The organism is Chryseobacterium shigense, from assembly GCF_900156575.1.
Lineage (GTDB): Bacteria > Bacteroidota > Bacteroidia > Flavobacteriales > Weeksellaceae > Chryseobacterium > Chryseobacterium shigense.
In genome coordinates this window covers 1,110,398-1,127,768 of the sequence record NZ_FTNY01000001.1, presented here as the reverse complement: position 1 = coordinate 1,127,768, position 17,371 = coordinate 1,110,398, and the positions used below count along the sequence as shown (strand labels likewise).

At 37.0% G+C, this 17,371-nt stretch carries 19 protein-coding genes; 9 read left to right on the top strand and 10 right to left on the bottom strand.

What is annotated here, in order from left to right; translation table 11 throughout:
* Positions 1-32: 32 nt before the first annotated feature.
* Complete coding sequence (locus BW964_RS05025) at positions 33-1,304, top strand: UDP-N-acetylmuramoyl-tripeptide--D-alanyl-D-alanine ligase (RefSeq protein WP_076505205.1); 1,272 nt, start codon at positions 33-35, stop codon at positions 1,302-1,304.
* On the opposite strand, the gene BW964_RS05020 is transcribed toward BW964_RS05025, so the two are convergent.
* The gene (locus tag BW964_RS05020; protein WP_076505203.1) at positions 1,297-1,908 is read right to left on the bottom strand and encodes an NUDIX hydrolase; all 612 of its coding nucleotides are present in this window, start codon (positions 1,906-1,908) and stop codon (positions 1,297-1,299) included. The genes BW964_RS05025 and BW964_RS05020 overlap by 8 nt on opposite strands.
* Before the next feature lie 36 nt (positions 1,909-1,944).
* Here BW964_RS05020 and BW964_RS05015 point away from each other — a divergent pair, with 36 nt between their 5' ends.
* Positions 1,945-2,334 carry an orotate phosphoribosyltransferase gene (locus BW964_RS05015; protein WP_076505201.1) on the top strand — a complete coding sequence of 130 codons (390 nt, stop codon included), beginning with the start codon at positions 1,945-1,947 and terminating at the stop codon, positions 2,332-2,334.
* 29 nt (positions 2,335-2,363) lie between these two features.
* Here BW964_RS05015 and BW964_RS05010 read toward each other — a convergent pair whose 3' ends face one another.
* The 3 genes from BW964_RS05010 to BW964_RS05000 are packed head-to-tail and all read right to left on the bottom strand — an operon-like array spanning position 2,364 to position 5,332.
* Entirely contained in the window at positions 2,364-3,407 is a 1,044-nt protein-coding gene (locus tag BW964_RS05010) for an anhydro-N-acetylmuramic acid kinase (protein WP_076505200.1), read from the bottom strand.
* A gap of 1 nt (position 3,408) precedes the next feature.
* Positions 3,409-4,005 (bottom strand): LPS export ABC transporter periplasmic protein LptC, encoded by a 597-nt coding sequence (gene lptC / locus BW964_RS05005; RefSeq protein WP_076505198.1) that lies wholly within the window; start codon positions 4,003-4,005, stop codon positions 3,409-3,411.
* A 1-nt stretch (position 4,006) separates the two neighbouring features.
* On the bottom strand, positions 4,007-5,332 hold the full coding sequence (locus tag BW964_RS05000) for a hypothetical protein (protein ID WP_076505197.1): 1,326 nt from the start codon (positions 5,330-5,332) through the stop codon (positions 4,007-4,009).
* Between the two features lie 432 nt (positions 5,333-5,764).
* Here BW964_RS05000 and BW964_RS04995 point away from each other — a divergent pair, with 432 nt between their 5' ends.
* From BW964_RS04995 to BW964_RS04975, 5 genes are all read left to right on the top strand, one after another.
* On the top strand, positions 5,765-6,883 hold the full coding sequence (locus BW964_RS04995; protein WP_076505195.1) for a DNA polymerase III subunit: 1,119 nt from the start codon (positions 5,765-5,767) through the stop codon (positions 6,881-6,883).
* Positions 6,884-7,322: 439 nt separating this feature from the next.
* Positions 7,323-7,949 carry a TetR/AcrR family transcriptional regulator gene (locus BW964_RS04990; RefSeq protein ID WP_076505193.1) on the top strand — a complete coding sequence of 209 codons (627 nt, stop codon included), beginning with the start codon at positions 7,323-7,325 and terminating at the stop codon, positions 7,947-7,949.
* Entirely contained in the window at positions 7,933-9,252 is a 1,320-nt protein-coding gene (locus BW964_RS04985; RefSeq protein WP_076505191.1) for a TolC family protein, read from the top strand. Before BW964_RS04990 ends, BW964_RS04985 begins: the two co-directional genes overlap by 17 nt.
* A gap of 14 nt (positions 9,253-9,266) precedes the next feature.
* The gene (locus tag BW964_RS04980) at positions 9,267-10,370 is read left to right on the top strand and encodes an HlyD family secretion protein (RefSeq protein ID WP_076505189.1); all 1,104 of its coding nucleotides are present in this window, start codon (positions 9,267-9,269) and stop codon (positions 10,368-10,370) included.
* 134 nt (positions 10,371-10,504) lie between these two features.
* On the top strand, positions 10,505-12,079 hold the full coding sequence (locus BW964_RS04975) for a DHA2 family efflux MFS transporter permease subunit (protein ID WP_076505187.1): 1,575 nt from the start codon (positions 10,505-10,507) through the stop codon (positions 12,077-12,079).
* Positions 12,080-12,311: 232 nt separating this feature from the next.
* On the opposite strand, the gene BW964_RS04970 is transcribed toward BW964_RS04975, so the two are convergent.
* The 3 genes from BW964_RS04970 to BW964_RS04960 are packed head-to-tail and all read right to left on the bottom strand — an operon-like array spanning position 12,312 to position 14,697.
* Entirely contained in the window at positions 12,312-13,325 is a 1,014-nt protein-coding gene (locus BW964_RS04970; protein ID WP_076505185.1) for a TQO small subunit DoxD, read from the bottom strand.
* A gap of 53 nt (positions 13,326-13,378) precedes the next feature.
* A complete protein-coding gene (locus BW964_RS04965) occupies positions 13,379-13,765 on the bottom strand; it encodes a hypothetical protein (protein ID WP_076505184.1) in 387 nt (128 codons plus the stop codon).
* Between the two features lie 17 nt (positions 13,766-13,782).
* Positions 13,783-14,697 (bottom strand): alpha/beta fold hydrolase, encoded by a 915-nt coding sequence (locus BW964_RS04960; RefSeq protein ID WP_076505182.1) that lies wholly within the window; start codon positions 14,695-14,697, stop codon positions 13,783-13,785.
* A gap of 151 nt (positions 14,698-14,848) precedes the next feature.
* Between BW964_RS04960 and BW964_RS04955 the strand changes: the two genes are divergently transcribed.
* Complete coding sequence (locus tag BW964_RS04955; protein WP_076505181.1) at positions 14,849-15,169, top strand: nucleoside triphosphate pyrophosphohydrolase family protein; 321 nt, start codon at positions 14,849-14,851, stop codon at positions 15,167-15,169.
* Positions 15,166-15,717 (top strand): DNA-3-methyladenine glycosylase I, encoded by a 552-nt coding sequence (locus tag BW964_RS04950; protein WP_076505179.1) that lies wholly within the window; start codon positions 15,166-15,168, stop codon positions 15,715-15,717. Before BW964_RS04955 ends, BW964_RS04950 begins: the two co-directional genes overlap by 4 nt.
* A gap of 45 nt (positions 15,718-15,762) precedes the next feature.
* Here BW964_RS04950 and BW964_RS04945 read toward each other — a convergent pair whose 3' ends face one another.
* The 3 genes from BW964_RS04945 to BW964_RS04935 all read right to left on the bottom strand — a co-directional run bounded on the left by BW964_RS04945 (position 15,763) and on the right by BW964_RS04935 (position 17,327).
* The gene (locus BW964_RS04945) at positions 15,763-16,272 is read right to left on the bottom strand and encodes a hypothetical protein (protein WP_076505178.1); all 510 of its coding nucleotides are present in this window, start codon (positions 16,270-16,272) and stop codon (positions 15,763-15,765) included.
* A 43-nt stretch (positions 16,273-16,315) separates the two neighbouring features.
* Positions 16,316-16,762 (bottom strand): hypothetical protein, encoded by a 447-nt coding sequence (locus BW964_RS04940; protein WP_076505176.1) that lies wholly within the window; start codon positions 16,760-16,762, stop codon positions 16,316-16,318.
* A gap of 172 nt (positions 16,763-16,934) precedes the next feature.
* Positions 16,935-17,327, bottom strand: a complete 393-nt coding sequence (locus BW964_RS04935) for a winged helix-turn-helix transcriptional regulator (RefSeq protein ID WP_076505175.1) — start codon at positions 17,325-17,327, stop codon at positions 16,935-16,937.
* Positions 17,328-17,371: the final 44 nt, after the last annotated feature.

Below are 17,371 nucleotides of genomic sequence, written 5' to 3'. Positions count from 1 at the left end.
CGGATTTCCGGAAGGTTTTTTATTTTTGACCCATGAATATAGAACAGTTTTATCCGTTATTTTTAAAATCAGATAAAGTGACGATCGACAGCAGAAAAGTCGGGAAGAATGATATTTTCTTTGCCTTTTCAGGTGATAACTTCAATGCCGCAATCTTTGCAGAAAAAGCTGCAGATGACGGAGCTTTGGCTGTGATTGTAGAGCAAAAGGAATTTGAAAATAAGGATAAAAACATTTTCTATTTTCCATCTACCCTGGAATTTCTTCAGCAGCTTGCCATTCATCACAGAAATCAGCTTAAGATTCCTGTGATCGGACTTACGGGAAGCAACGGGAAAACAACGACAAAAGAGATCATTCATGCCGTTCTTTCAGAGCAATTTAATGTGCAGTATACGTATGGAAATTTAAATAACCATATCGGTGTTCCATTAACCATTCTCTCTATTAAGGCAGAGCATGAGATGGCTGTGATAGAGATGGGGGCGAATCATCAGAAAGAAATCGAACTTTTATGTACGATTTCACAGCCTGATTTTGGATATATTACCAATTTTGGAAAAGCTCATCTGGAGGGATTTGGTGGATTTGAAGGTGTTATCAAAGGGAAATCTGAACTTTATGATTATTTGAAAAGCCATCATCACACCATTGTAGTCAATGATAATGATTCTGTTCAGACAGAAAAAACAAAAAATTATACCCCCAAAATTAGTTTTGGAAAGGAGAATTCAGATTATCAGTTTGGATTGCTTTCGGAAGATCATTTTGTAGGAATGGAGTATCAGGGGACTAAGGCTGTTTCAAAACTGACCGGAGCATACAATTTTACCAATCTATGTGCTGCAGCCAGCCTTGGACTGCATTTTGGAATCAGCTTTGAAAAAATAAAGCATGCTGTTGAAAACTATACTCCAACCAATATGCGTTCACAAGTTGTGAAGAAAGAGGAGAGAACATTAGTCTTAGATACCTACAATGCTAATCCAAGTTCTATGACAGCTTCTCTGCATAATTTTGCCACGTTTGAAGGCCGTAAAACCATCATTATCGGAGATATGCTTGAATTGGGAGAAGAAAGTGAGAAAGAACATCAGAGTATCTTAAAACTTGCCCTGGAACTAGCTTTTGATCAGATCATTACGGTAGGAAAGTATTTTAAATCGGTCAATCCTTCAGCATTGTCATTTGACAATACTGCAGAACTGATAGAATATCTTAAGCAGAATACAATTCATTCTGAAAATATCCTTTTAAAAGGTTCAAGAGGAATTGCCCTTGAAAAATCAATAGAATTTATTTAAGTTGTAAATTCCAGAAATCATTTACGATAAGCTTAATATTTTGGAAAGTACTTGGGAAAACTTCCTCCTCGATCTGGGGGGTGTTTTTCCATGCTACTTCCGTAATTCCTTCTTCGATCTGTGGTTTTGACGTATCTTCACCATCAAAGCTCATTTCAAACCAATGGGTACATTTCAGAATCTTTTCACCGTTTCTTTCAATGTAGATGTGATAAGTCGTGTTGATGAATCTTCCCAGTTCTACATCCTTCAGTCCGGTTTCTTCTTCAATTTCTCTTATAGCAGATTCTTCTCTGGATTCACCTTTTTCCATCTTGCCTTTTGGAAGATCCCACTTGCCCAATCTTTTAATAAAGAGAAGCTCTCCCTGAGGATTGGTGACTAAACCTCCTGCGGCTTCTATAATTCTGAAAAGCTGTTGGAACTCTTTCCAGATCTCTTCAATATTCTCACCAAAAACATTCAGCTCTTTCACTGAAGTGTTTTCTAAAAGATCTAAGGCAATCTCTAAAGTTGTGAAACTTTCGAACCTGAGATCTTTTTCAAGATTCTCCGGATGCTTAGACATTAATAATTTTTTTTCGTTCACAAAAACTTTATACATTTGTAAGAATTAAGAATTTAAATACAAAAATAAAAAATGAATTTAGAAGGACGAAAAATTATTGTCAATAAATCATCTAAAGAATTGTCTGAATTGTTGAAATCACCTGAAAACTATAAAGATTTTATGCCGGACGGTCTTCAGAAGTTTGAAACCAGAGATAACGGCTTCAAATTCGGCCTTCAGGGAATGCCTGAAATTGCTCTGAAAATAGATGAAGTAGATGAGCAGAAAGCTGTTTTGAAGTCAGCAAGCTCAAGTCTTGACTTTACATTAACAGCCACTTTAAATCCTATCAGCGAAAATCAAACTGAAGTTCAGATGCTTTTTGAAGGAAAATTCAATCCTTTTATCAAAATGATGGTGGAAAAACCGCTTCAGAACTTTATCAATACATTGACGGATAAGATCGAAGCTTACAAATAATATTTAAACCTTCAGTAATGGAGGTTTTTTTATGCCACAATTCCTGAACTGTGGTCTGCTATGCTACCGGTTGCGGAAGAAAGGACATTGATCTCATTATTCATCTTTAAAACCCCCATGAAAGCAAAGATGAGTGCTTCTTTGTAATCGATCGTTTCTTTGTCGGGAATAATGATTACGGAGCCAGCTTTTTCTTTGATCTTTTCAATAAGGAAAGTATTGTAAGTGCCTCCGCCGGTGCAGAGAACATTTTTTAAACTGTTTTTATTAATGACAGTTGATATTTGCTGAGCCACATGTTCAGTAAACGAGGCCATCGCATCAGCTGTTTCTATATTTTCCAATAGTGGAAAAATAGACTCATGACACCATTCAATACCTAAGGATTTGGGGTGCGGCAGGCTGTAGAAATCTAAGGCATTAAGCTGGGATACAATATCTGTATTGATTTGACCCCTCCTCGACAGATCACCATTTTCATCAAAATTTTTATTGAATTTCTGGGCAAGTCTGTTCAAAACAATGTTAACTGGGGCAATATCGAATGCTATTCTTTTATTATCCTGTTTTAAAGAGATATTGGAGAAGCCTCCAAGGTTCAGGCAGGCGTCGTATTCAGAAAAGAGTAATTCATCACCGATAGGCACTAATGGAGCGCCGTTTCCTCCCATAAGGACATCTTGGCTCCTGAAATCATAAATAACAGGAATTCCCGTTTTTATTTTGATGGCTCTGCCGTCCCCGATTTGCAGGGTAAATTTCTTTTGAGGCTGATGAAAAACCGTGTGACCATGAGACGCGATCACATTGATATTTTCAAGATGGTTTTTTTGAATAAATTCATTCACCTTCCCGGCCAGATAAAAACCATACTCTGAATGAAGTTCCAATAATTCTTCTGAAGATAAATGGATAGAATGTCTGAGCTTATTTTCCCAGTTTTTAGGATAGGGGAGGGTTTCAGCCTTTAAGATCTGAAAATTCCAGTCATTTTCTTTTTCAAAAGCGGCAAAGCAAATATCCAGACCATCCAGACTGGTTCCGGACATGAGTCCAAGAGCCTGAAATTTCATGTTACTGTGGTGTTTTTTTTTCTTCGAGTCTTTTTGTGCTGAAGTCTCCCGAATTATTGAAGAAAGTATATTCAGAGAAATCATCCTTAGCTGTCATCCCATTGGCGCCCACCAGAGTAGAGCCATCTTCCATGGTAACGTATACCGTATCTTTGGTGTAAATTCTGTTTTTTTTCTGATCCCAGTAAACGCTCTGCATCGCGAAGCGCTGTCCTTCATTCGTAGTAATTCTCACATCACCTTTGGCCTCGTAGAATTTTTTATATTCAAAAATACGGGCATATTTAGCGGTAATTTTACCCGGAACTTTAGGTTTCTTTTTATCGAAAAATTCTATATTAATTCCTTTTCTTGCTACCACATAAGGGCTGTCGATCAATTCATATTTTTCAATAATGGGAGCTTTAGCCTTTAAAGATATAAAGCCTGAATCTCGCTGGATGATATTGGCATTATTAATGATCTGCGACGGGAAGTTCTTGCTTTTACTTCCGTTGGCTTTGGTAAGGTCTTCTTCGCAGGATGTCAATATAAAAAATATAGCACAACTAAAAAGGCATGCTATATTTTTATATGATATTTTATTTGAAAAATTCATTTTAGTTGTACAGATTCTTTCTGAACCATCGGTCAGCAAAGTTGAAGCCGACTTTCAGATTAATGAAATTCTGATTGATCAGGTTATTTTTAAGAGTTCCTCTTTTTCCTACTTCTATCCCTAATTCAAGACCGCTCATTCTTGTGATGCTGCTTGTTTTGAATGGAAGCAATACGCCTCCTGAAATTCCGAACTTATTGATGCTGTTACCGTCTATTTTAAGATTTCCTCTTTCATAGAAAGCTCCATATCTGTAGACTACCCTTGAGAAGTAGTTTCTGAAGTTGTTGTAGTTGGGTAGATACCATCCTCCGGCAGATATTCTGTAGGTATCCTGGAAATCAAAAGTTTTCCCGAAATAGGAAATATCTTCCCCTTTTTTGTAATCAAGCTGTCCGGATACAAACCAATGATTTTCACTTCCGTAACCTACCCCTAAAGATGCTTGTAAAGGAAGAAGGTTTTTATTACTCGTACTTTTCTGATCTATAATAGTTTCTGAGGTCTTTACAGAATTGGCAGCATCCGCATAGAGATAAGTACTGTTGGTATAGTCCGTAATCATTTTGCTGGTATTCCCGAAAGTAGCAGTAGCACCAATCGTTAATTTTTTATCTGTACGGCTATTCAGGCTCTGATAGCTTCCACCAAGAGTGAAATTGAAGTTTTTGATGCTGTTTTTGGTTTCATAACCGTTGATGTATTCAGCATTGGAAACTCCGTCTTTATCATAAGACTTGAGCTCATTCAGATCGTAAAGATTTCCAAAGTAAAGGTTCGCTCTTAAACCTACAGCAAAATTCTGGTCGATTTTATAAGACACAGCTGCCTGAGCAGTATTCAAAGTTCCACTTCCTTTAAAACGATTCGTAAAATATCCGGTTAAGGTCTGGATATTATCGATTGTTTCGTATTTTTCAACAGTATTTACAATGTCATAACTTTTTGAGCTGTAAGGTTGATAGGATAGTCCCATCTTCACTTTTGGAGACAAAGGAAAAGCTAACGAGATATTAGAAAGATACGTAGAGTGCTTGGTAGACTTCGTATCGTTATAATTTGTTTTGAAGTAATTGTTTTCGTTCGTAGCTTCCAGTCTTATGCTTGTAAGCTCGAAATTAGAGTTATTCGCAGGGTTTGCGAAATTGAAGCTGCTCGTGAAATCACTGATATAAGCAGTAGAAATACCACCCATAGAGGCAGTTTCAATAGTATTATCATATTTTACATCTCCAATTCCATAAGTTGCATACGGAGAGTTGCTTATACTCTGTGCATTTAGGAAGTATCCAACTGATATGAATGATACCGCAAAGATTTTTTTCATTCTTTATTTTTAAAACAATGCGCAAATATCTTAAATATTAATGAATTGTAAAAATTATATGTGGTTAAAGTTTGTTAAGGCGTGAACTGATGGGGTTTTTTGAGGATTTATTAATGAAACACCAGAAGTGAATAATGAATGGTGAATTGGGTTAAGGAGTTCAGGAGCCTGAATTCAAGTGGCAAGCAATACTATATCAATGATCGGATAGCTACTATAAAAAATTGATTTTTTTTGGAATCGATCCAAGCGGATATTGAACATCAAAACCCCGATAATCGTATTTTTAATTTTAATCAGCCACTGGTAAACCATATCCTGAGACCCCGTCATTCCGACCCAAAACTCTTATCCCGTCAGAAAATCTATCACTGATCCTTATTCCCAAAATTTAACTTCAGATTCTTATCCAGTTTTTTTTATCTTTGGAACATGAATTGGGAGAACATTGCCGGACAGGAAAATCTGAAAAAACTTCTTCGGGAAAGCATTGCTGAAAACAGAGTGAGTCATGCCCAGCTTTTTTTAGGAAAAGAAGGGTATGGAACGTTTCCTATGGTAATGGCTTATGCCAAAGAAGTATTTCGACGGGAAAATGAGCATGCTGCTTCGAAAGTAGAGCATCTGAATCATTTGGATCTGCATTTCAGTTTTCCGGTTTTTACCGATAACAAAAATTCTTTAAGCAAAAATAAATTTGAAGAGTTCAGGGAAATGATCATGGCTTCTCCCTATGCAAGCTATGACGACTGGACCGCTTTTCTGGAATCTGAAAACAAGCAGCTTTTTATTTCCGCAGATGAAATTGATGATCAGAATCAGAAGTTTGCATTGAAAAGTTTTGAAGGCGGAACTAAAATCCTGATCGTTTGGAGAGCGGATAAAATGAATGTGGCGGCAGCCAACAAATTTTTAAAATTTTTGGAAGAACCGCCGGCAAAAACACTGATTCTTCTTACCGCTGAAACAGCCAACGATATTCTTCCCACCATTCTTTCCAGAACACAAATCGTGGAAGTTCCCAGAATCCATGATGAAGACTTGGAAAATCATCTTAAGACGAACTTTTCAATGGCTGATGAAAAGATCAGGGAAATCGTTCATGAAGCACAGGGAGATCTTAATGAAGCACTTAAGATTTTAAATTCCGGACATAAAAGTGATGAGTTTGAAAAGCTTTTTGTACAATGGGTGCGTGATGCATTTATGGTTAAAAAGAAACCTCAATTCTTGAAAAGTATCATCTTCTGGGCCAGAGAAATTGCGGGATGGAACAGAGAAAAACAGAAAAATTTCCTGAACTACTGCTCTGAAATCTTCAGACTTGCTCTGCTTCAGAATTACCAGTCTGAAAATCTGGTGTATAAAAAAATTAATGCCGATGGATTCAACTGGGCCGGGTTTTCAAAATTTATAAGCGGTGCCAATATTGAAAGTATTTTGGAAGAAATCAATACTGCAGATCTGCACTTGACGCGAAATGGAAATCCTAAAATTGTATGGACCGATCTTGGTATAAAATTATCACGATATATTCATAAAAGTACATAATTCAGCCAGCGTACACCGTGGCAAATTTTTAATAATATTACATAAAGTCTGGATATTTTCCAGACTTTACTATTGGTAGACAATCTCTTTTTTCGCCCACTTGATTTCACTATGTATTTGAATCATATTACATTTATTATTTTAAGGAGTATCGCCAGGAATTTTGTTTAGTTAGTAAACAAAGACAGTACAGGATAACGGATCTTTTTACCTTTTCATTGATCTTTTGTGTAAAAAAACAATGAATATTAATGTAAATAGCTTTGTTATTTATGAAAATCAGGTGTTATATTAAATGAAATCATATTCAATTTGATTTACAACTTCATAAATTTCAGCTATTTATATTAGCGAATATTAAATCTTCATTAAAAAACCAATCAATCGTTTGATTTTTTAAAAATCTTATGTACATTTGCGCTCTGAAAAATAGAATACTATGGTTTCAAAAGAAGAAAATATATTATTTGCCGCCGAGAAGCTTTTTGCTGAAAAAGGTTTTGAAGGAACTTCCACAAGAGAGATTTCCAAGGCAGCGAATGTAAATATCTCTATGATTTCGTACTATTTCGGATCTAAAGAGAAGCTCTACGAAAAATTGGTAGAATACAGAATGAGTGAAGGTCAGTTCTTTGCCAAAGATATCCTTGAAAGAACAGATATCGATGAATGGCAGAAGATTGAAAAAATCGTTGATCAGTTTTCGGGAAGAGTAAGACATCACAAATGCTTTTACAGGATCATGCAGCGGGAACAGCTTTACACGGAAAATACGCAGATTGTGGAATTTCTAAAGCAAACGAAGATGGGCTTTATTTCCATGTATTCTCAGGTTCTTGAAAGCGGTTTGAAAAAAGGAATTTTCACCAAAAATCCTCCGATCTATTTGCTTCATGCTACGGTAAGCGGAACCTTATTTTATGCATCCAATGCCAAAGAAATGTACAAAGAGTTTCTAAACGATACGGAAGACGATGAAGTTTTTGAAGAAAAATATTACACAGAACTTAATAAACATATAAAATACTTACTAAAAGACCTTTTAGGTTATGAAGAGAATAAATAACTCGGTGTTGGCATTATCCCTTTTTATGGGAGTAGCAGCCCTAAATGCTCAGGAGAAAAAACAGCTCACTCTCGACGAAGCCGTGCAGCTGGGAATCCAGAACAGTAAAAACCTTAAGATCGATGCCGCTAAGATTGAAGAAGCTACGGCAGATCTTTTGGAAGCTAAAAACAGACAGCTTCCGGAATTGAAAGTTTCAGGAAGTTATATGTATCTTCCTATTAAACCTACGATTGATCTAAAGCTTTCCGGCGGTTCGGGAGCAGGAGCGGGAAGTCCGGAAGTGCATCAGGTTGCGTATGGATCCGTGAATCTTAGTGTTCCTATTTACAGTGGTGGAAGAATCAAATATGGTATTCAGTCTGCCAAATATTTGGTGGAAGCATCCAAATTAAGCACGGAAAATGATAAGATAGCAATTGCCTATAACGTTGCTCAGGCTTATAATAATTTATTTAAGGCAAACCAATCTATCAAAGTTTTAGAAGAAAACCTTACTGCTTCCCAAAAAAGGGACGAGACTTTTCTTAAACTGGAAAACAACGGAGTTATTGCGAGAAATGACCGTTTAAAGGCCAATCTTCAGACGTCCAATATCGAATTGCAATTATTGGAGGCCAAAAACAACTACAATATTGCCAACATCAATATGGATCTTTTATTAGGTATTCCTGAAACGACCGAAATTGAAGTAGATCAGAATTATATTGAGGAAGGTTCTGAAGTGAAGGCAGTAGATTATTACGTTAATGAAGCCAAAGAAAACCGTAAAGACTTACAGGCATTAGCTCAGCAAAGAAAAGCAGCTGAATTGGGATCGAAATCGGCAAAAGCGGAAAATCTTCCCTCTATTGCCTTCACGGGAGGTTATGTAGCGGCAGACATTCCTAAATTCCTTACCCTTTACAATGCGGTGAACGTTGGAGTGGGAGTTTCTTATAACTTATCCAATATCTGGAAAGAAAATTCTTCATTGAAGCAGTCTCAGGCCAGAGAAAAGCAACTGGCAGCAACTGATGAATTACTGAATGATAACATTAAGCTTGATGTCAACAGAGAATACCAGAACACAGATTACTCAAAAAAGAGAATCGCAGTGTATGAAAAAGCGGCTGAACAAGCTAATGAAAATTACAGAATTACAAAAAATAAATACGATAACGGTTTGGCTACCATGACCGAACTTTTAGATGCAGATGCAGCTCAGATTTCCTCTAATGTAGGAGTGATCAACGCAAAAGCAGATGCAGCATTGGCTTACAGAAAACTATTACAAACTACAGGAACTTTAACAATTAAATAAGATTAAGACCCAAAATGGAAAATAATAATACACCAGCAATTGAACCTAAAAAGAAAAAAAGTTTAGTGTTCCCAATCATTTTAGCGGTTGTCATTGTGGTAGGAGGAATTTACGGTTACAGAACATATTCTTACGGACAGATTCATGAAGAAACGGATGATGCTCAGATAGCTTCCAACATGAGTCCTGTCATCTCCAGAGTTTCAGGATATGTAACCCAGATTAAAGTAAAAGATAATCAGTTTGTAAAGAAAGGGGATACTCTGGTTATTCTGGATAACAGAGATCAAAAAATGGCTTTGGTACAGGCAGAAGCGGCCTTAGCTACAGCAAAAAGCAATATTTCAAACGCGCAGGCAAGTACAACAGCAACTTCTAAGAGTATCAATACTTCAGAAGCAGCGGTGACAACGGCCAATGCACAAATAGAAGCAGCAAAAGTAAACGTTTGGAAGACCAATCAGGATCTGAAAAGATATTCTATTCTGGTAAAAGATCACTCTATTACAGAACAACAATATGAGCAGGCTTTGGCTGCGAAACAATCTGCAGACAGACAATTACAGGTTTTAGTTGATCAGAGAAATCAGATTGCTCAGCAAACGAATGTAGCCTCTTCTCAGACTGCTGCAAGTTCTCAGCAGATCAGCGTTGCCGGTTCCGTTGCTAAACAGAGAGAAGTGGATGTGGAAAATGCAAGACTTAATCTTTCTTATACCATTATCCTGGCTCCTGAAGATGGATTTGTTGGAAAAGTTCCTATCCAGGCAGGACAATACTTACAGGCAGGATCTCAGCTGTTCAGTTTAGTGAAGAACGACCAGAAATGGGTGATCGCCAACTTTAAAGAAACTCAGGTTGATAAAATGGTAGAAGGTCAGAAAGTGAAAATCGAGATTGATGCTTTCCCTGATAGAGAATTTGACGGAGTGGTAAGTTCATTCTCTCCGGCTACAGGATCTACATTCTCTATCCTTCCTCCGGACAACGCGAGTGGTAACTTCGTAAAAGTAGTACAAAGACTTCCTGTTAAAATAGACTTTGTAAAACTGGATCCGAACGTTGCTAAAAAACTGAGAACAGGAATGAATGTGAAAGCTGAAGTTTCGCTTAAATAATATTAAAACTGTGAAATAAGTGAATTGTCAATTTTGCTGATGCAAGTCAATTGCTGAAGATTACATGAGATTGAAAATTGACAAATGAAGTTGATTAACCATTGACAATTCACCTTTTTACATCGTAAAAAACTATGCAAGATTCATTAGTAGAATATGGAGCCCGAAGAGTGATCATTACGATCACAGCTATTCTTTGTGCTTTGCTGGAAATTGTGGATTCCACGATTGTGAACGTTGCCCTGAACGAGATGAAAGGTAACCTGGGTTCCACACTTTCTGAAGTGGGATGGGTGATCACCGCATATGCCATTGGTAACGTCATTATTGTACCCATGACAAGCTGGCTTTCCCAACAGTTTGGACGAAGAAATTACTTTGCAGCTTCTATTATCATTTTTACCGTATTTTCTTTTTTATGCGGTAATGCAGATAATATCTGGGAGCTGGTATTTTTCAGACTGTGTCAGGGAATTGGTGGGGGAGCCTTACTGGTAACCTCGCAAACCATCATCACGGAATCCTATCCTGTTGAAAAAAGAAGTATGGCTCAGGCTATTTATGGTTTGGGAGTAATTATTGGTCCTACTTTGGGTCCGCCGTTAGGAGGATATATTGTAGATAATTTCAGCTGGCCTTATATTTTCTATATCAATATTCCTATCGGGATTGCGGCCACTTTAATGACATTACAGTTTATCAAGAGTCCGAAATATGCCGAGAAACGAAAAGCTTCAGATGTAGACTGGTTAGGAATCGCTCTGTTGGCAGTTACTGTAGGTTCATTACAGTATATCTTAGAAAGAGGACATGAAGAAGATTGGTTTGCCAGTGGCTGGATTGTCCTGTTTACGGTATCAGCCGTTTTAGGATTTATATTATTCCTCTGGAGAGAACTTACTTTCAAGTATCCGATTGTGGAGCTAAGAGTTTTGAAAAACAGTAATTTAAGGATTGGAACCGTCATGTCCTTTGTATTAGGATTTGGTTTATATGGTTCTACATTTATCGTTCCGTTGTATACCCAGAGTATTTTAGGGTGGACGGCCTTAGAATCCGGAGCATTAATGATTCCCGCAGCATTAACGACTGCTTTCATGATGCCGATCATTGGGAAGTTGCTTTCAAAAGGAGTAAAACAACAGATCCTGGTATCTTTAGGATTATTTACCTTCTTCGTTTATAGTTTCTGGGGATATAAAATTCTAACTCCGGATACCGGTAAAGAAGCATTCTTCTGGATGCTGATGGTAAGAGGAGCCGGATTGGGATTGTTATTTATTCCTATTACTTCATTATCATTAAGCACCTTGAAAGGTCAGGAAATTGGCCAGGGAGCAGCATTTACAGGAATGATGAGACAGTTGGGAGGATCTTTCGGGATCGCAGCCATCACCACATTTATAGCCAATGCAAGCCAGAAATACAGAGTCAATTTGATATCTCATTTAGATTCCAATGATTTTGATGTTCAGCAGAGACTGAATGGGCTGAAAGCAAGCTTTATGGCGAAAGGGATGACTCCCGATGCAGCCATGAATGCAGCTTATAAAATGATGGATCTTACCGTTACCAAGCAGGCAACAGTATTATCTTATATGGATGTTTTCCTTTATTTAGGAATTGCCTTCTTAATTTGTATTCCGTTTATCTTATTGGTAAAAGAACGAAAAAGCAAAGAAAAAATAGATTTAAGTGGTGTACACTAAATTTTATTTAAATCAATACAAAACCTCCGGAATTTCCGGAGGTTTTTTTGTGACCAGTACTTGCCTATAAAGCCAGATCTTTTCATTAAGCTAAGATCTTTTTAAGCTTTCATTGTATGATCTTTACAATTAAAATTTAATGTTAGAATAAGCAATCTCATGCTGATAGAAGTTGAAGCATCTAAAAGCTTACTATTCTTAACCAATTAATTATTCTTAATGGTTTAAGTTTTTATTGTATTTCTGCCGTCCATTCAATCCCACTGATGTCAGTAAGTCTGATCGTATGAACTTCTCCCTTTATAAGAATATCATTGAGATTGACGGTCAGATCGGCTTTTGCTCCAAGAGGAATAATCAAACTGTGTTTTCCAGGTTGTACTTTAGCCACATAATGATTCCGGATATTTTCTTTCGGAAATTTTGAAAGATCCTTTAAATCCAATGCTTTTAAAATAGTTCCGTTCTTGTCCAGAAGATCAATACCGATAAGGAAAGAACCATACACATCCGCACCCTGTGTCCTGTAGACTTCAAATGTCACATCCGATTGGGTAAGCAAAACATTGGAAATTTCAATCTTAGGTTTTACAGATTTATTGTGCAGCGTTCCCCATACTCCACCATGGAAATATTGGTTGGTATACAGTGTAATTCCGAAAATAAACACAGAACCTGCCAGTACAAGGATTTTTGGATTGGGCAAAGGAAGGACACCCGATCCCAGCCATAGAAACCACTTTTTTTGAGAGAATTTTTTATTGGTCTTAATAAAATAATGATCCAGAGAAAAATTTCCGCTGCCGGTAAGGAACAAAACAAATCCACCGGCAATTCCTAAAACACCGATTTGCCATTCATCAAGACATGTTGTTCCGATCCAGCCGGAACCCAGTAGAATTCCCATTGCAAGACCAAAAATTCCTACGCTCATCAGTCGGGTAAAAAGCCCCAGTATAATGAAGAGTCCTACAATAGCCTCAATGATGGTAAAGGTAATCATTGAAGTTTCCAAGGCATCGGGGTGAGTGACCAGGTACTCAATAATCGGTTTTATTCCGAGAGCATTGGGCAGGAAATGATTGAATTTTTCACCGATATAGCCGGCTTCGTCAGGAGTTAATTTATTTTCCAGAACAAGCCTTCGCCAGAAAGCTGAAAAGTAGGTCCACCCGATCACAAGACGGAGCGATAATGTATAGAGTCCGGCCAGATCGTAAGACCGGCTGTCTAATGTATTTTTCATTGAAATAATTGGTATTAAAAGATAGTTTGTATTACAGTCGATTCAGATAAAACCTAAACCAAATGTAATTTTAATCTTTTAAACAAGATGTATTTCGGAGGACTGTTTTCGGTAGAATGTCCGGAATAATTATTCTGAGAAATGATATTCGTTTCCCGTGGATATGCTCCAGCATTTAAAGAAGTGAATAATCTTTTATCCTTGAATTTTAAGATACTCTTTGACACAGAACTTGTGTTTGAAGAGCTTTCAGTTACACTATCACAAGTATAGGTTTGAACCGAAGTTGTTGTCTTTACTTTATTTAAGGCACTGACATATTGAATGTCAAAAATATCAAGAAGATCTCTTTTCAGAGAACATGGTGATAATGAAAACGCCAGGACAAGCATCAATATGATTGCTTTGAAATGTCTGATATGGATTTCTGGTGCTGGCATTTTTACAAAACTACATTTTATTTTAGATTTAAACTGATGAATTGCAAAAATTCATCCTGCTGGTCAACAAAAAGGTAGTGAGAACAATTGTCGATAAGTTTAAAATGATTTTTTCCGGCTATATTCTTCATATCATTCAGCTGTTTTGTGGAGAATATTCCATCGTCTTTTCCATAGACCGCAAAAATCGGGATTCCTCTTTTTTTTATTTCTTTTAATACAGAAGTATTGTCAAGATTGTTTTGAGGTTCGTTTTTATAAAATTTCAGTGGTGATTCTGCATTTCTGAAGTTCGTGGTATAAAATTCACTGTCTTCATATTCTTTTCTCAATTGCTTGCTTTCAGGAGTCGGGGAGGGCATCGAAAAGAAACTCATTTCGCTGGCTGTTTCATAGCTCCTTTTTCGGTAAGCAGCAGAGTTCTTGCTTAATTTTTCGATCTCATGAATCTCATTAAGTTTCGAAGCATCGTTTCTGAATTTCTCTTTAGCCTGTTTTAAAATGTGGTCATAGGTTTCCTGCTGGGTAAATAAAGCGCCTGCCAGGGTTAGTGAACTTACCTTTTCAGGAAATTGTCTGGTAAATAAAGTTCCGATAATTCCTCCAAAACTGTGGGCCAGAATATTGGCCTTCTTAATTCCATACGCTGCATAGATTTGGTTGAGGTCATTAAAACTTTCTTTAAAAGTCATGGAAGCATTTTCATCTTTAGATCTTCCTTCTCCGCGTCTGTCGTAGACAATAACATAAAATCCTTTATCCGCAAGTTTTTGGGCTGTAGTCCCTTCAAATAATGTAGCATTTCCGCTGGGTCCGCCATGAATGAAAATCAAAGGAGCATCTTTTGGATTACCGTACGCTTTTGAATAGATCTTCTGGGCATTAAAGGAAATAAACATCAGGACAAAACAGAACGATAGAAAAGGTTTCATAGATTATTTTAAGACCCCTAAATTACACTATTTAGGAAAACTACAGATTATAAAATTTAAAAATTAAACGCTACTGACGAACAGTTGTCACAATCCTGTATTATCTTTATCGTTTGAAGTATTCACTTCGACAATTAAAACAACAAAAATAATGGATCAAAATCACCTGGATGAAATTATCAGACGTTCTCTGGAGATCAGAGAAAAGTATCATCAGCTGGAAATTCAGCAGAATGGTAAAGAGTGGACTTTAGAACAGGACGCATTAGCTTATCTTACGGATGCAGGTTTGCTGGGACGAAATATAATGTCACATGAAAAAACATGGACAAAATCAAACTCCGGAGAAGAACTTGAACATAAATTAGGCGAAAATATCTGGTGGCTGATGATCTTAGCAGACCGGACCGGGATTGATATCAAAGATGCCTTAGGAAAATTTTTAACCAAAACAGAAAATATACTAAAATGAGTTATTGTTCAGCCATAGCAGGAATGCAACCGGAAAGCAGAAAAGAACTTCACAAAAATTATCACGATCATCATTACGGATTTCCGATTCATGATGATGATGAATTGTTCGGAAGATTGATTATGGAGATCAACCAGGCAGGTCTGAGCTGGGAAACGATTTTAAAGAAAGAAGAAAGTTTCAGAAAAGCCTATGACAACTTTAATATTCAAAGAGTAGCAGCTTACACAGAAGAAGACCGTGAACGACTTTTGGGTGATCCCGGAATAATCAGAAATAAATTAAAAGTAAACGCCGCGATAGAAAACGCAAAAACCATTATCGAACTCCAAAGAGAATTCGGTTCATTTGAAAAATGGCTGGAACATCATCATCCGAAAACATTACAGGAATGGATGAAGATATTCAAAAAAACATTCAAATTCACAGGGGGAGAAATTGTCAATGAATTTCTGATGAGCATTGGATTTTTAAAGGGATGCCATGATGAAAACTGCCCGGTCTATAAAGAAGTTTTGAAACATAAACCCATGTGGGAAAAAGTATAAAACCTCCAATTTTGGAGGTTTTTATTTCAATTTTATAGTTTTGGATTATTTTAAACTTCTCACGGTGACATCAGGAGCCTGCCCTTGCGGAACGATAAAAATAGCATGGTCGCTGATGGTGTCTCCAGAATCAAAATAATAGCTTCCTGTTACAGGAATAGTACTGGAAACAAATTTTCCTGATTTGTCATAGGCTGAGTACGTCACGTTGATCATCTGGACTTTCATTTTGAGTTCAATCTTTTTGGAAGTCAGCTTGGCGCCGGTTGCATTGATGCAGTCCAGTTCTACAAGTCCGATATTACTCACGATCTGCGGGTAAGAAGACAATCTGATGTTATAGGCTTTGTCTGAGGTATTTTTTACAGAGGCTGACACTTTATAGCGGTCATAAGGCTTTCCGCCTGCTTCAATGCTTTCCTTGTTTAAAATATTAAAAGTAACACTCATCCCATTGACTTCAACGGTTTGGCCGTCAGAAATTTTTTGTGCGTTGGCGTTAACTCCGAAGAAAAGGAATATGGACAAACTGAATAAAAACGCTAAGTTTTTCATAAAGTAGTTTTTGATGGTTAAGACAGATTAAATTTACTAAATATTAGCCCTGAGCATTAAAATAAATAAGGAAATTATTTTCCTCGCCTTCAACGTAGAAATAATCAAAAGCTATGCCCAACTGATATTCATAACGGCCCTTATTAACATTTTGAAAATGAAAAATCTTCTTTTCTTTAGTCAATTCTTTCAAAGAATGATAAAAGCTGTTCACTTCTTCTAAGTTTTCTGAAGGATCCCGATTGCTGTTCTTTGAACGTTCGCGGCCAAAGAACCAGGTGTAGATGATTTCCCTGAATTCAGATTCGGTTATTGATCTTACAGTCAATTCTTTATTGTCTTTTAAAGCAAAATAGGCTCTCATGAAATCTGATGCATCTGTTGAATGATCAAAGACCACGATATCAAATTCATAAAAATAATTGGCACGGGGATTATTTCTCGAAGCATGGGAAAATAAAATAGTTTTCAGAAAATCTAGTGTGACCATGAATAATTGGTTTTATGTTTATTAGTTTGGTGAAAATTTCACGCGTTTGTTCATTGCTGACCACCCCGTAAGATCTCTGATCTGCCACCCCTCCGTGGGAGGGGAATTGCGGTTGAAATAACGATATTCTATTGAATACAGGGGATTTCAGAGAATTATTGGGGTGAAATTTTTATGATTTTTTTAGTCCATCAACCTCCTGTTTTTGAGTCATCATGGCCTTATGCTCTATTCCCCATTTTTCAAATTCCAGAATGATGGGTTTAAGTTTATAGCCTATTTCTGTCAATTCATATTCTACACGGGGAGGCACTTCGGCATAGACCTTTCTGGTAATGATCCGGTCTTTTTCCAGCCTTCGAAGTTGTAGGGTGAGCATCCGTTCTGTGATGTTGTTCAGCTTTTTCCTAAGCTCTCCAAATCGTAGCTTTCCATCGATCAGGTAACAGCAGATGGCGAGTGCCCATTGTCCACCGATCGTGTTGGATGCGTAGATCTCAGGACATTCGTCGGAAAGTGCTTTCTTATTGGCAAAATTGGTTGATGTTTCCTTTATTTTAGTCATTACTTACATTTTTTATAGTACCATACAATTGGGTACTAACATCT

What these genes read in the sequence shown, in the direction of transcription:
- BW964_RS05025 (WP_076505205.1), top strand. Translation starts at nt 33, where the DNA reads ATGAATATAGAACAGTTTTATCCGTTATTTTTAAAATCAGATAAAGTG.
- BW964_RS05020 (WP_076505203.1), bottom strand. Translation starts at nt 1,908, where the DNA reads ATGTATAAAGTTTTTGTGAACGAAAAAAAATTATTAATGTCTAAGCAT.
- BW964_RS05015 (WP_076505201.1), top strand. Translation starts at nt 1,945, where the DNA reads ATGAATTTAGAAGGACGAAAAATTATTGTCAATAAATCATCTAAAGAA.
- BW964_RS05010 (WP_076505200.1), bottom strand. Translation starts at nt 3,407, where the DNA reads ATGAAATTTCAGGCTCTTGGACTCATGTCCGGAACCAGTCTGGATGGT.
- lptC (WP_076505198.1), bottom strand. Translation starts at nt 4,005, where the DNA reads ATGAATTTTTCAAATAAAATATCATATAAAAATATAGCATGCCTTTTT.
- BW964_RS05000 (WP_076505197.1), bottom strand. Translation starts at nt 5,332, where the DNA reads ATGAAAAAAATCTTTGCGGTATCATTCATATCAGTTGGATACTTCCTA.
- BW964_RS04995 (WP_076505195.1), top strand. Translation starts at nt 5,765, where the DNA reads ATGAATTGGGAGAACATTGCCGGACAGGAAAATCTGAAAAAACTTCTT.
- BW964_RS04990 (WP_076505193.1), top strand. Translation starts at nt 7,323, where the DNA reads ATGGTTTCAAAAGAAGAAAATATATTATTTGCCGCCGAGAAGCTTTTT.
- BW964_RS04985 (WP_076505191.1), top strand. Translation starts at nt 7,933, where the DNA reads ATGAAGAGAATAAATAACTCGGTGTTGGCATTATCCCTTTTTATGGGA.
- BW964_RS04980 (WP_076505189.1), top strand. Translation starts at nt 9,267, where the DNA reads ATGGAAAATAATAATACACCAGCAATTGAACCTAAAAAGAAAAAAAGT.
- BW964_RS04975 (WP_076505187.1), top strand. Translation starts at nt 10,505, where the DNA reads ATGCAAGATTCATTAGTAGAATATGGAGCCCGAAGAGTGATCATTACG.
- BW964_RS04970 (WP_076505185.1), bottom strand. Translation starts at nt 13,325, where the DNA reads ATGAAAAATACATTAGACAGCCGGTCTTACGATCTGGCCGGACTCTAT.
- BW964_RS04965 (WP_076505184.1), bottom strand. Translation starts at nt 13,765, where the DNA reads ATGCCAGCACCAGAAATCCATATCAGACATTTCAAAGCAATCATATTG.
- BW964_RS04960 (WP_076505182.1), bottom strand. Translation starts at nt 14,697, where the DNA reads ATGAAACCTTTTCTATCGTTCTGTTTTGTCCTGATGTTTATTTCCTTT.
- BW964_RS04955 (WP_076505181.1), top strand. Translation starts at nt 14,849, where the DNA reads ATGGATCAAAATCACCTGGATGAAATTATCAGACGTTCTCTGGAGATC.
- BW964_RS04950 (WP_076505179.1), top strand. Translation starts at nt 15,166, where the DNA reads ATGAGTTATTGTTCAGCCATAGCAGGAATGCAACCGGAAAGCAGAAAA.
- BW964_RS04945 (WP_076505178.1), bottom strand. Translation starts at nt 16,272, where the DNA reads ATGAAAAACTTAGCGTTTTTATTCAGTTTGTCCATATTCCTTTTCTTC.
- BW964_RS04940 (WP_076505176.1), bottom strand. Translation starts at nt 16,762, where the DNA reads ATGGTCACACTAGATTTTCTGAAAACTATTTTATTTTCCCATGCTTCG.
- BW964_RS04935 (WP_076505175.1), bottom strand. Translation starts at nt 17,327, where the DNA reads ATGACTAAAATAAAGGAAACATCAACCAATTTTGCCAATAAGAAAGCA.